Consider the following 12,904-nt stretch of genomic DNA (forward strand, 5'->3'; position numbering starts at 1 on the left):
ACAAAAGCAGCCCATAAGGCAGAGTGGTGAAAATAAGTTAAGGGAGAGAAGGTACACGGCTGTTTTTTCTTATGAATTCTCTTTATTGTACTGATCCAATCCTTTTTTGAACAAATCAAGGATGATATCATGCTGGGTTTTACTCATTACGTGGTTTTTAATTTCGTTTAACTCAGCCACTAACTCTGCATCCAAGTGAAGGTTAATCGTTTTTCCTTTATCTTTCGGTCTGACTTCGTAGCCGTTTTCCGTTTCTTTTGTCTGACCTTCTATAACCATGTCATCAGAAAACCAAGACTTGTCAGGAATAAATATGAAATCTCCTTCAAAAAAATTTTGGATAAGTCTTTTTCAAAGGAAATATCGAGCGTATTGTTGGCTGCCTGGTTAGCTTGTTTAATCTTACGGGCGATCTCCTGATTTTGCACGGTGTTTAGCAGGCTGATTTTCGCTTTCATTCGCTAATCAACTCCTCCGATACTTTTGTCAAATGACTCTCTTTTACATCTTTCATGAGTTCAAAAGATCCTTCAATTTGAATAGTATAAAGAAATTGTCCTTTGCTTAGCTGAGAATCAATGATAATTCCAATAAATGGATCGTTAGACTGCTTTTTTACAAGAACACGGTCAAGCACTTCAAATTCAGGAAGCAGATACCCTTTTTCATATAAAAAGTGATACGTATTGACTTTAGGGTAAAGAAATCTTTTCTTTCCTTGCTTAGAGTGCAACGCCCAAAATTTCTCTTTTTCGTCGATGACTTCTCCCAAGTACCCTTCATCTGCCCATCTTTTGATGGTGGACATGTTAATTGTTTTGCCAATTTTCTTGAAAATCAGGTCAATAATTTCCTTGGAAGAAATATAATTTTCTCGTTCCTTCTCTTGCTTATCCAACGCTTCTAAGCGTTTAGACAAGTCTTTAAGAAGCAGTTGCTGTTCTCGTATTTTTTCCTCTGTTCTCTTTAGCAGTGCTTCTAACTCTGTTCTTTTCAAAAACTTTCCCGCCTTCCTTTCTCATGATGCTAGACAATTCAAATATATTTTTATTTTACACTATTTTCATGTAGTAAATGAATTAGATTGAGTGAAAAAGAAGAGGATTTTATTGAATTAAAATGTCATACATTCTATTTTGCTTGCATTATATTAAGAGTAAAAAACGCAACCAATATATTGACATGAACTTTTTAATATCATACCATTGTTTTAGGAATATTTAGAATATTGGTATTTTTAATCGTCTTGCTAAATCGTCAATCTAAGATTGAGGGGGGCCGAAGAAAATAAGGGATTTTTATCATCTTATTTTTAGTTAAGGAAGTGGATGCCGTATAAAACGGTATAAGTGAAGACGTGTGGAAATAAGTGAGGGGGTAATAGGCATGCATTTGAACAGGGTAAAGAACAAAAAAATTTCGTTGGACAACTTACGATTGAACTTTCAGGAAATTGAACCGGATTTAACTGCAAAGGAAGCTGTCGAGGAATCCAATCGCTGCCTTTACTGCTACGACGCACCTTGCATTAAAGCCTGCCCAACAGGCATTAATATACCATCATTTATAAAAAAATTGCCTCTGGAAATTTGAAAGGATCAGCCCGTGTCATCATGGAGGCAAACCCAGTAGGGGCCAGCTGTGCCCGTGTTTGTCCGACGGAAGAATTATGTGAAGGGGCCTGTGTGCTAAATGATGCTTCTTTGCCGATTATGATTGGTAACTTGCAGCGCCACGCGACAAATTGGGCTATCCGCAATAATGAGCAACTGTTCCAGGCCGGTGAAAAAAATGGGAAAAGGGTAGCGATTATCGGAGGAGGACCAGCAGGATTATCCGCTGCCCGCGAGCTGGCTCGACTCGGATATGAAGTAACCCTTTTTGAAGCGAAGGAAAAAGCGGGGGATTAGATACTTATGGGATTGTCTCGTTCCGTCTTCCTCAAGAGGTCTCTTTATGGGAAGTTGAGCAAGTGGAGAAGCTAGGGGTGAAAATTGAAACAAATACAAAGATAGGGAAGGACATTCAGGCAAAAGAAATTATTGATCGCTTTGACGCTGTTGTCTTAGCTATAGGCATGTCAAAAGTGCCAATGCTAGGCATTGAAGGAGAGGAGGCAGAGGGTGTATTTGATGCGATTGATTTCGTGGAAGGCACAAAAACTCCGCCTCTTGACCAGCGATTTATCGGAAAGAAAGTAATCGTTATTGGAGCGGGTAATACAGCGATTGATGCGGCTACGTGCTCGGTTCGTTTAGGAGCGGCTGATGTGAAGATGGTCTATCGCCGAACGGAAAAGGAAATGACGGCCTATGAGTTTGAATATGAGTTTGCCAAGCAAGACGGGGTGGAGTTCAGGTGGCTGACACAGCCGAAAAGAATTATTAAAGATGAAGCCGGAAAAGTAACAGCTTTAGAATGTGTCCGTATGGAGCTTGGGGAACCGGATGCTTCCGGACGCCGCCGCCCGATCCCTGTTCCTGGCTCAGAATTTACTATGGAAGCGGATGTTGTTGTGAAAGCGATCGGTCAAACACGTTATGTTCCTTTAATTGAAGAATTGGGGGTGGACCATCGTAACGGAGTTGTCAAAATTAATATGAATACACATCAAACCTCGAACCCGAAAGTATATGCTGCCGGTGATGTGATTTTTGGAGACGGCCAAGGAGAGGCGATGGTTGTAACGGCTGCCCAGCAAGGGAAATTGACCGCTCATGCCATTCATAAACAATTCATTGCTGATGAAGTTACGCTGGAACGCGTATAAATAATTCCATAATTGGGACAGGAGGAATTTAAATGGCAGACTTGCGTGTGAACTTTGCAGGGATTCAATCACCTAATCCTTTTTGGCTGGCTTCTGCCCCGCCAACAAACTCAGGATATCAAGTACAGAGAGCATTTGAAGCTGGATGGGGTGGAGCGGTGTGGAAAACTTTGGGAGAACCAATTTTAAATGTATCCTCCCGTTTTGCAGGGACTCATTTCAACGGCCAGCGGGTGATGGGATTCAATAACATTGAATTAATCACTGACAGGCCGCTTGAAGAGAATCTAAAGGAAATCTATGAAACGAAAAAGAAGTTTCCGAATCATGCGGTAATTGCTTCCTTGATGGTGGAGCCTAAACAGGAAAAGTGGCATGAAATTGTAAAGAGGGTGCAAGCTGTTGGCGTGGATGGTTTTGAATTAAACTTTGGCTGTCCGCATGGCATGGCAGAGCGCGGCATGGGCTCTGCATCAGGGCAAGTGCCGGAGCTAGTTGAAAAACAGACATATTGGGCAAAAGAAGCGGCAGAAGTGCCTGTTATTGTAAAGCTGACCCCCAATATTACGGATATTACTGCGACTGCCTATGCAGCTGTGCAAGGCGGAGCAGACGCTATCAGTATGATTAACACGATCAACAGCTTAGCTGGTGTTGACATCGATTCATGGCTGACGATTCCGCACGTTGCCGGAAAGGGAGCACATGGAGGTTATTGTGGTCCGGCCGTTAAACCGATTGCTTTGAACATGGTTGCTGAGTGTGCACGGCATCCTGAAATTAATGTTCCAATTTCAGGAATCGGAGGCATATCAACATGGAGAGATACAGTGGAATTCATGCTGATGGGAGCAGGAAGTGTTCAAGTATGCACGGCTGCTATGCACCATGGTTTCAGTATTGTTGAAGACATGATTGATGGTTTGAATAATTATCTGGATAGCAAGGGGATTGCTTCTCTTGATGGTCTTATTGGCCAGTCCGTTCAAAAATATTCCGATTGGGGAAATCTAGATCTCAATTATAAGATTGTAGCTCGTATTAACAACGATGTTTGCATTAATTGCAATAAATGCCATATTGCTTGTGAGGATACGTCCCATCAGTGCATCGACATGCTGACAGCAGAAAATGGAAATGCTTATCTTGAAGTTCGCGAAGAAGATTGCGTAGGCTGTAATTTATGCTCTATTGTCTGCCCGGTTGACGGAGCGATTGACATGGTCGAAATACCGAACGGAGAGCCAATGACATGGAACGAGCGTCAAGCAGCTATTAAACTGCCGATCTGCCATTCATAGATAAAGAGGAGGAAACAATGAATGAAGAAATTAATAAAAAATGGAACAATTGTGACCGCAACAGATCTTTATGAAGCAGATATTTTAATTGAAAATGGGAAAGTAGCTGCCATTGGCAGGAATTTAAGTGAGGGCGCAGCTGAAATCATTGATGCCCAGGGAGCTTACGTATTTCCTGGAGGAATTGATCCCCATACACACTTAGATATGCCATTCGGTGGGACAGTTACAAGCGATGATTTTGAGACAGGGACCATCGCAGCAGCTTATGGAGGTACCACAACGGTTATTGATTTTTGCTTAACGAACAAAGGGGAACCGCTAAAAAATGCTATTCAAACATGGCATAAGAAATCGCGGGACCGAGCGGTTATTGACTATGGGTTCCATCTTATGATCAGTGAAGTCAATGATCATGTGCTCGAAGAAATTCCACGTGTCATTGAGGAGGAAGGAATTACATCATTTAAAGTATTTATGGCTTACAAAAATGTATTCCAGGCCGATGATGAAACTTTATTCCGCACACTCCTGACTGCTAAAGAGCATGGCGCACTTGTTATGGTGCATGCAGAGAATGGGGACGTCATTGACTTTTTAGTAAATAAGGCGTTAAAAGAAGGAAATACCGATCCGATTTACCATGCGTTGACCAGGCCGCCGGAGGTAGAAGGAGAAGCTACAGGAAGAGCGGCACAGCTGACAGGACTAGCTGATTCTCAGCTGTATGTTGTTCACGTGTCCTGTGCTGAAGCGGTGGAAAGAATTGAAGAAGCCAGAAAGAAAGGCTACCAGGTCTGGGGAGAGACGTGCCCGCAATACCTGGTGCTTGACCAGTCGTATTTAGAAAAACCAAATTTTGAGGGAGCAAAATACGTCTGGTCCCCGCCTCTTCGTGAAAAGTGGAATCAAGAAGTGCTATGGAACGCTCTGAAGAATGGACAGCTGCAGACCCTCGGTTCCGATCAATGCTCCTTTAACTTTAAAGGGCAAAAGGAGCTGGGACTGGGAGACTTCACTAAGATTCCGAATGGAGGCCCAATCATCGAGGATCGGTTCAGTCTTCTTTTCTCGGAAGGTGTCAAAAAAGGACGGATCTCAATTAATCAATTTGTTGATATTGTATCAACAAGAATCGCCAAGCTGTTCGGTCTTTTTCCAAGAAAAGGAACGATTGCTGTGGGAAGCGATGCTGATATTGTCATTTTCGATCCGAACAAGGAAAGAGTAATATCAGCTGAAACTCATCATATGAATGTAGATTACAGCGCGTTCGAAGGAATGAAGGTAACAGGAGAACCTATTTCTGTTTTATCGCGAGGCGAATTTGTCATTCGTGAAAAGGAGTTTGTTGGGAAGCCGGGGGCAGGCCAGTACTTAAAGAGAGATCGTTTTGGAAGTAAGAAGAAGAAAGCAGAGCAAGTACTTTAACTACAGATAAATCTCTCGCTCCCTCATTTAAAAGCTAATTGACAATTAAGGAAGGGAGGCGTTCTCTCTCTTCCTTTGCCATCACTGCTATTCCTGAAACTCAGATAATGAATCGAGGAGATATGTGATGAAAAGAAATAGTGAGTATTTAAAGTCTCCGGATCTTCTTCCTATTGCTCATTGTGATAGAAAAATCGGTACGCTTGGATTTTCAGTAATGTGGGTAGGTATGGCAGTTGTACTGGCAGCCTTTGCGATTGGTGGAGCGGGAGTACAATCTATGCCGCTGACATGGGTTTTGCTAGCATCTTTTGTCGGATGTCTCATAATTGGTTTTCTCATTACTCTTATAGCAGACATAGGCATCGAGCATGGAATTTCCTTTCCTATTTATTTAAGAGCGCCTTTTGGCACATTAGGAACCCATTTTCCTTCTCTTCTTCGTGGAATAGCCGCTTCTATTTGGTTTGGCATTAACTCCTATTTTGGCGCCGCGGCCATTAATGGCATTTTAAACATTCTGATGGGGTTCGACAATTGGTTTATTTGCTTGCTTTTATTTGTAGCAGCTCAGGTCATTAACACATCTATTGGAATTAAAGCGATAGAAAAATTTGCGAATTTGGCAGCCCCGACTATTATTTTGATTTCCATTTGGATGTATTATACTTTAGCTGATCGAGCGAGCGCTGCAGATAAGAACGTATGGACATGGATTGAAAATCCTGTATCAGGAACTGCACTATTCGCTGCTTTCTTGACGGTAGTATTGGGAAATATGGGATACTGGTCTACACTGTGTGCAGACATCTCTTCGATTTCCAGGTTTATTAAAGCTCCGAAATATGAAAAAAACTGGTTTAAGAGAAATAAAGGGGCTTTAGTTGGGAGTATGATCGCCTTGCCACTGACACAAACATTTGTTGTTGCGATCGGGGGAGTGGCCTACATTGCTGTAGGTAATTATGATCCAATTGTGGCGTTGCAGGAAGCTGCCGGCGGGCTCATATTGGGAGTTTTGTTGTTGATGATTATTTTCGCCCAATGGTCGACTAATACGGCAGCTAACTTAGTACCGGCAGCTACTGTTTTCTCTAATATTGGCGGGCCGAAAGTGCCTTTTTATGTGGGGGTTATTGCAGCAGGGATTATCGGAATGGTCACGCAGCCATGGAATCTTTTTGATGCATTAATGCCTTTTCTGCTGATTAGCGGTGGGCTGCTGTCCGCCATCGTTGGTATTTTGTTTGCGGATTATTATGTTATCCGCAAGCGCAGAGTAAATGTGCCCGATTTGTATGAGCAAGCAGGTCAGTATAGTTATCATATGGGGATAAATTGGGCAGGAGTTATTGCTTGGGCAGTAGGAGGAGGAGCTTCGGTTATATTTTCGGAGTATTCCTTTATCGTCGGTTTTTTGCTTTCGGCTGCTAGTTACTATGTATTGTCAAAATATTGGTGGTTCCAAAAATACAAACAGGCTGAACTGGAGGATCCAAGCGATGAGAAATATTTAGGCATTACTGCAGGACGCGATTGGGTCATTGCGAACGGAGAGGATGACCGGACAGATGAGGAGCAAGCCACTATCTAAAGGACATTAGCGAGTTGGGAGGAGAACCAATGTCATCTTATAAAGAGTTTGTAAAGGAAAAAGAGAAGATTGATGAACTTTATAAAAATGGATACACAATCACCGGTGTAGAGGAAAACTTAAGCGGGGCTTTTTTGACATTTGAACGGTCATCTCTAGATTTAAAGAATACAGAGAAAAAGGTAAAGCTGCAAATTTTGACAGCGGACGCTCGAAAGTATTTTTCCAATTTGATTATGGCCAATCAGAAAGGTTAGTGTAATTGATCAATTAGGATGTAACGATCAATCAATATTTCCCCGCCGGATTAGATATAGATTTGTTGTTTCGGCGGGGAAATACTTAACAGCAGATTAATATCTAAAGAGGAAGTTTATTTCCCCGTTCTACTTCGTGGGGTCTTTGAATATTGAAGATTACCTCTACGTCTATGTCTTTGATCTGTCTTTCTTGATTGTATAAAACATAATAAATAATTTCATCATCAATGTGATAAATAATGCCATCGTTGGAGCGGGATAAAAGATAGTCCTTTACGCTGTTTCCGATTTGTCTAGAGAGCTCTAATGAACTGCGGAATTCTTGATGATCCGGAAAATGTTTCCCTGCATATTTCCAGCGGAGAGCTTCCTTTCTTAAGCGGGCTTCGCTGAATTGGTAGTTTAAAATGAAGGGGTTTTGGAAAAAAATCTTTTGGTTTAATACGACAGCTGTTTCATCGCCTTCCACTTCTGCATGACAAAAGGCATACTGTGCCGCCAGGCCGAGATCGTTAATCAGATAAATACCTTGTCCGAATAATGAACGAGCAGCTACTCCATTATTAAAAGCCCGCCACTCCCCACGCTCATATTTTTGATTGAGTATGACTCTTTTCGCTTCTCCATAACTGACTCCTCGGTAAGCTTTTCTTTCCAAGTAAAACCCTCCCTCTATAAGTGTTCATTTACACAAAAAAATTAACAGCTGATTATGGTTTGGGATTTTTAGTTAAGGTAAAAAGAAGGAAATTAAGCGCTTACATTCATGGTGGACGTCTATGGACACTTCCAGTGGAAGATCCATAGAAAAAGAAGTTGATTGATTGCAATCTGCTAATCAATTCATATTTTGTTCGTTGACTTAATATGAATCCAGGGACGTTCATCCTCCCAGTCCAATGAGATTGGGAGACGGAAAGTTTTGCTGAGCAGCTCTTCGGTTAAAACTGTTCTTTTAGGGCCGGCGGCAACAATATTTCCCTGATTAATTAAGAGGGCATGTGTAAAAGACGGCATAAGCTCTTCAATGTGATGAGTCACATACAAAAGAGTTGGGCCTTCAGATGATTGGCTCATATGTTCAATCGCAGAAAGCAGTTCTTCTTTTGAATATAAGTCCAATCCATTGCAGGGCTCGTCTAGGATAAGCAATTTTGGAGACGGCATTAGTGCCCGGGCAATCATCGTTCTCTTTTTTTCTCCTTGTGATAGGGAATAGAAAGCTCGGTCAGCCAAGCTCTCGATTCTGAATTGTTGAAGAAGGTTGTTGGCTTTTTTAATATCTTCTTCGTTTATCTCCTCATACAGGCCGACAGAGGCATTTTTCCCGCTTAAGACGACTTCAAGGACAGAGTCATTTGGTCGGGAATGAAATTTTTCTTCCAGTGAGGAGCTCACCCAGCCAATGCTTTTGCGAAGCTCAGGAATATTCGTTTTGCCAAATAAGTGTCCTAAAACAGAAATTTTTCCTTTCGTTGGCCATTGATAACCAGTGATGATTTTCAGAAGGGATGTTTTTCCTGAGCCATTTAATCCAAGGATGGCCCAGTGTTCTCCTTTTTTAACACTCCATGAAATGCGGCTGAGTATATTGTTCTGTTCTCTTTTCCAGGTGACTTCTTCCAGTTCAATTACTTTATTCTCTTCCATCATTTATAAATCCTCCTGCAAATAACTTGCTGCTTTTAAACACATAATCTATATATTTATAGTTTATATGAAAAATTCCTCTTTTTATTATTCTTAATTCGTTAAATCTCTCTATACTTTCTTTGTGAACTTGCATGCAGAGGGAGGGAAGAAGAGAACAACAAAAAGTGTTCCAATGGTTTTTTGGAACACTTTTTGCGTTATATAAAGTTAGTAGTTGAATGTCCTATAGACAATAAAATACAATCAATTATTCTTCTTTCAATTCTTTTCCCATGCCTTTAAGGAAGTGCATGCCAAATCGGATCGCCCGATTGATGTCGGGATCCTTCAATACTTTCAGTAAATCCATCACACCAATTGTTTTACTGCTGTGAAGATGTTCGTTGGCCTCCTCCACGCCAGCTGTGATGCTTCCTGTCAGCTTTTTTATCATGTCAGGATCTGTGCTGGCCAGTGTGTCCGCTACACTGAGAAAGTGATTCATAAGATTGGTTACCGGCTCACGGGAGACTTGATGAATGGCAATGCTAGCGACGCGTTCTTTTGCCTGCAGCAGGGAGTTGGCTGCTTCCAGTGCCCCCATGTCATTTAATTCACTGATAATGTTCAGAATGCTGTTTAAGGCATTTTCATTCTCTGCCAACAGCTTTTGCAAGTCAGTCAATTTCTGCTGGGCGCGTTCTTCTTCAGTCTGCTCTTGTTTCCTGATCGAAGTAATCGGTGCTGCCATAAATGTATCTCCTTTCTATTAGTTAGTCGTTAAGTGAACATATCCAGGGCGTTTCCATTTGCGCTGTACTTCCACACCGTTTTGAGGATGCCGCTTTTTGTTGCGAGGATTTGTTCTTGGCAATGGTGTTTCCCCGCAGTTGGTGAGCACTTCCATTCTTACTTTTGTCTGCTTATAAGCAGGGGTATTTGTACGCTGGTCAACAGCAGGCCCTGTCAAAAAGTTAATGGCTGAGTCCTTATCAACAGAATTCATCGGCAAGAATAACTCATTTGCTTTCACACGGCTGGTAATTAAAACAGGCAGCTTTAATGCTCCAAAAGGAGAAACAAGACGTACAAGCGCTCCATCTTTTATTCCTCTCTCGTCGGCAAGTTCAGGGATACTTCTACAAAAATTTCCGGTACCTTTGATTGGATACCAGTTGATTTATTCGTCATGTTGCCCTCATGGAAATGCTCTAGCATCCGGCCATTGTTAATATGAAGGTCATACTCCTTTGGAAACTCAACAGGCGGCACCCAATCCGATAAAGCAAAACGCGCTTTTTTATCAGGGAAGTTAAAGCCATCTGTATAAAGAAGAGGAGTGCTCGCTCCGCTATGGCTTCCCCAAAGAAAGCTTTGCCATCCTTCTAATTTGTCATAGCTTGCCTGGCTGAAAAGGGGAACGAGGCCTGTCATTTCGTTAAATATATCGCTTGGACCGCTATAGTTCCATCTCGCGCCAAGGCGGTTCGCAATTTCCTGTATGATCCACCAGTCCGGTTTGGATTGGCCGAGAGAAGGGAGAACCTGGTACAGACGCTGGACACGGCGTTCGGTGTTGGTGAACGTTCCCTCTTTCTCCAGAGATGGAGAAGCCGGCAAAATGACATCTGCGTACTGGGCTGTTCTAGAAAGGAACATATCTTGAACAACAAAGAAGTCAAGCTTTGATAAAACGTCGTGTACATGATTGGCGTTGGAATCAACAAGCGCCATATCTTCACCTACAAGATACATTGCTTTCATGTTGCCAGCCTCAACAGATTTTAACATATGGATATTATCAAGCCCCGGAACAGCGGAAATTTTCACCCCATAAGCCTTTTCGAACTTTTCGCGGGCGGCATCATCTGTAACATGCTGGTAGCCAGGAAGCCAGCCAGGAAGCGTACCCATGTCGCAGGCTCCTTGAACGTTATTATGGCCCCGGAGCGGATAAGCGCCAGCGCCCGGCCGGCGATAGTTGCCTGTAGCGAGCAATAAGTTTGAAATCGCTGCAGATGTATCGGAACCTCCTGTATTTTGTGTGACACCCATTCCCCATAACACACAGGTGCCATCTGCATCCCGAATCATCTGGGCTACACGGATAAGAGTATCCGCTGCAATGCCGGTTACCTTTTCTGCATACTCAAGCGTATATTTTTGGAGGACTTCTTTATATTCGTCAAAGAAATTAACATTTTCTTCAATGAATGATTGATCATGCCAACCTTGATCGATCATATACTTTGTGACAGCCATTAGCCATACTTGATCGGTTCCTTGTTTTGGGCTAATGAAAATATCCGAGCGTTCAGCCATTTCGTGCTTGCGCACATCGGCTACGATAAGCTTTTGACCATGAACCTTGTGGGCACGTTTCACACGTGTAGCAAGAACTGGATGTCCTTCAGCAGGATTGGCCCCAACGATAATGACGAGTCCTGCTTTAGCGATGTCTTGAATCGTGCCCGCATCGCCGCCCATGCCGACTGTCCGGAACAATCCGTCTGTCGCAGGGGATTGGCAGTAACGGGAGCAGTTATCCACATCGTTCGTTTCAAATACTTGCCGAGCTAGTTTTTGAATAAGATAGTTTTCTTCATTTGTAATTTTAGAAGAAGAAATAAATCCGACAGAACCCGGGCCGTGCTCCCGCTGAATGGTGCCGAGTCTGCTTGCAACGAGTTCTAATGCCTCTTCCCATGTTGCTTCCACAAACTCATCATTTTTACGGATTAAAGGCATTGTCAGACGTTTTTCCGAATTGATGAAGTCCCAGCCGAATTTTCCTTTTACACAGGTAGAGATAGCGTTTACTGGTGCGTCAGAAGTCGGCTGAACTTTAAGGATTTTACGCCCTTTTGTCCAAATTTCAAATGAACAGCCGACACCACAGAACGTGCAGACAGTCTTCGTTTTTTTCGTGCGCGTTTCCCGCATGGCCGCTTCTGCTTCAGACACGGCAAAAATACCGCTGTATCCTGGCTCAACCGTTTTGACGAGATCAATCATCGGAGTGAGGATTTCTTCCTTCATTCCGGTCATAAAGCCGGCTTCGCCGAGCATAGATTTTTCCATTAAAGCATTACAAGGGCAGATGGTTACGCATTGCCCGCAGCTAACGCAGGAGGAATCATTAATTGAGCTTCCTTTATCCCAGAGAACACGTGGCCGCTCAGCTTCCCAGTCAATCGACAAGGTTTCATTTACCTGCAGATTTTGGCATACTTCCACGCACTGTCCGCATGCAATGCACTGATTCGGATCATAGCGGTAGAACGGATGAGACATATCGACCTCACAAGCAGGCACTTTTGGCTCGTAAGGATATTTTTGATGTTCGATTTCCATCTGTTGGACTGTATTGTGCAGCTTACAATTACCGTTATTGTTATCACAGACCGTGCAATAGAGCAAATGGTTTTCTAAAATACGATCCATCGCCTCTGTTTGAGCTTCTTTAGCGAGAGGAGAGGAAAGTTCAATCTTCATCCCCTGCTGCACTACGGTTGAACAGGAGCGGACGAGCTTTCCATCAACTTCAACAATGCAAGTGTCACATGTTTGAATAGGATCTACTTCAGGGACGTAACAAATTTGTGGGTGAGGGATATTCTGTTGATTAACAGTCTCCAGAATAGTTGACCCTGGCTCTGTTATGTATTCTTTTCCATTGATCATAATTGTTACCATAATGTTTCCTCCCTTTCTTAGAAATAAAAAAATCCACCATGAAATTATGCCTGGTTAATAGACATAATATGCTCATGGTGGAATAGTTATTTAGCAGTTCTTACTAAACAGCCAATCCAGTTAAATGTTAAAATAGAAAGAGCCAGAACAATTGTCAATATTCTAAGTCCTTCTTAGCTATTATAGTGTTTAGAAGAAAAATAAACAAGATGCACTATTT

At 42.5% G+C, this 12,904-nt stretch carries 10 protein-coding genes and 2 pseudogenes; 5 read left to right on the plus strand and 7 right to left on the minus strand.

Annotated elements, in window-relative coordinates:
- Positions 1-69 precede the first annotated feature (69 nt).
- From CJ483_RS18745 to CJ483_RS18755, 3 genes are read right to left on the minus strand one after another with little or no spacing between them, the layout of a single operon-like run.
- Positions 70-279, minus strand: coding sequence for a hypothetical protein (locus CJ483_RS18745; protein WP_120036592.1), 210 nt, complete (start codon positions 277-279; stop codon positions 70-72).
- Positions 270-458 (minus strand): hypothetical protein, encoded by a 189-nt coding sequence (locus tag CJ483_RS18750; RefSeq protein ID WP_120036593.1) that lies wholly within the window; start codon positions 456-458, stop codon positions 270-272. Before CJ483_RS18750 ends, CJ483_RS18745 begins: the two co-directional genes overlap by 10 nt.
- Complete coding sequence (locus tag CJ483_RS18755; protein WP_120036594.1) at positions 455-997, minus strand: hypothetical protein; 543 nt, start codon at positions 995-997, stop codon at positions 455-457. The genes CJ483_RS18750 and CJ483_RS18755 overlap by 4 nt, the downstream gene beginning before the upstream one ends.
- Before the next feature lie 389 nt (positions 998-1,386).
- Here CJ483_RS18755 and CJ483_RS18760 point away from each other — a divergent pair.
- The 5 genes and pseudogenes from CJ483_RS18760 (at position 1,387) to CJ483_RS18780 (ending at position 7,353) form a co-directional block, all read left to right on the plus strand.
- Positions 1,387-2,770, plus strand: a pseudogene (locus tag CJ483_RS18760) (NAD(P)-dependent oxidoreductase).
- Positions 2,771-2,802: 32 nt separating this feature from the next.
- The gene (gene preA / locus CJ483_RS18765; protein WP_120036595.1) at positions 2,803-4,071 is read left to right on the plus strand and encodes an NAD-dependent dihydropyrimidine dehydrogenase subunit PreA; all 1,269 of its coding nucleotides are present in this window, start codon (positions 2,803-2,805) and stop codon (positions 4,069-4,071) included.
- Positions 4,072-4,092: 21 nt separating this feature from the next.
- On the plus strand, positions 4,093-5,502 hold the full coding sequence (gene hydA, locus CJ483_RS18770) for a dihydropyrimidinase (protein WP_120036596.1): 1,410 nt from the start codon (positions 4,093-4,095) through the stop codon (positions 5,500-5,502).
- Between the two features lie 127 nt (positions 5,503-5,629).
- Positions 5,630-7,096 carry an NCS1 family transporter gene (locus CJ483_RS18775; RefSeq protein ID WP_120036597.1) on the plus strand — a complete coding sequence of 489 codons (1,467 nt, stop codon included), beginning with the start codon at positions 5,630-5,632 and terminating at the stop codon, positions 7,094-7,096.
- Positions 7,097-7,125: 29 nt separating this feature from the next.
- Positions 7,126-7,353: a hypothetical protein gene (locus CJ483_RS18780; protein ID WP_120036598.1), complete on the plus strand. Its 228-nt coding sequence runs from the start codon at positions 7,126-7,128 to the stop codon at positions 7,351-7,353.
- 103 nt (positions 7,354-7,456) lie between these two features.
- Here the strand turns inward: CJ483_RS18780 and CJ483_RS18785 are convergent, their stop codons facing one another.
- From CJ483_RS18785 to fdhF, 4 genes and pseudogenes are all read right to left on the minus strand, one after another.
- Positions 7,457-8,014 (minus strand): hypothetical protein, encoded by a 558-nt coding sequence (locus CJ483_RS18785; protein ID WP_120036599.1) that lies wholly within the window; start codon positions 8,012-8,014, stop codon positions 7,457-7,459.
- Between the two features lie 185 nt (positions 8,015-8,199).
- Entirely contained in the window at positions 8,200-9,009 is an 810-nt protein-coding gene (locus tag CJ483_RS18790) for an ABC transporter ATP-binding protein (RefSeq protein ID WP_120036600.1), read from the minus strand.
- Positions 9,010-9,256: 247 nt separating this feature from the next.
- Positions 9,257-9,739, minus strand: coding sequence for a helical membrane plugin domain-containing protein (locus tag CJ483_RS18795; protein ID WP_120036601.1), 483 nt, complete (start codon positions 9,737-9,739; stop codon positions 9,257-9,259).
- Positions 9,740-9,757: 18 nt separating this feature from the next.
- Positions 9,758-12,684: pseudogene (gene fdhF, locus CJ483_RS18800) on the minus strand (formate dehydrogenase subunit alpha).
- Positions 12,685-12,904 lie beyond the last annotated feature (220 nt).

The sequence above is a fragment of the Bacillus sp. PK3_68 genome (genome assembly GCF_003600835.1).
Classification (GTDB): Bacteria; Bacillota; Bacilli; order Bacillales; family Domibacillaceae; genus Pseudobacillus.

What these genes read in the sequence shown, in the direction of transcription:
- CJ483_RS18745 (WP_120036592.1), bottom strand. Translation starts at nt 279, where the DNA reads ATGGTTATAGAAGGTCAGACAAAAGAAACGGAAAACGGCTACGAAGTC.
- CJ483_RS18750 (WP_120036593.1), bottom strand. Translation starts at nt 458, where the DNA reads ATGAAAGCGAAAATCAGCCTGCTAAACACCGTGCAAAATCAGGAGATC.
- preA (WP_120036595.1), top strand. Translation starts at nt 2,803, where the DNA reads ATGGCAGACTTGCGTGTGAACTTTGCAGGGATTCAATCACCTAATCCT.
- hydA (WP_120036596.1), top strand. Translation starts at nt 4,093, where the DNA reads ATGAAGAAATTAATAAAAAATGGAACAATTGTGACCGCAACAGATCTT.
- CJ483_RS18775 (WP_120036597.1), top strand. Translation starts at nt 5,630, where the DNA reads ATGAAAAGAAATAGTGAGTATTTAAAGTCTCCGGATCTTCTTCCTATT.
- CJ483_RS18780 (WP_120036598.1), top strand. Translation starts at nt 7,126, where the DNA reads ATGTCATCTTATAAAGAGTTTGTAAAGGAAAAAGAGAAGATTGATGAA.
- CJ483_RS18790 (WP_120036600.1), bottom strand. Translation starts at nt 9,009, where the DNA reads ATGATGGAAGAGAATAAAGTAATTGAACTGGAAGAAGTCACCTGGAAA.
- CJ483_RS18795 (WP_120036601.1), bottom strand. Translation starts at nt 9,739, where the DNA reads ATGGCAGCACCGATTACTTCGATCAGGAAACAAGAGCAGACTGAAGAA.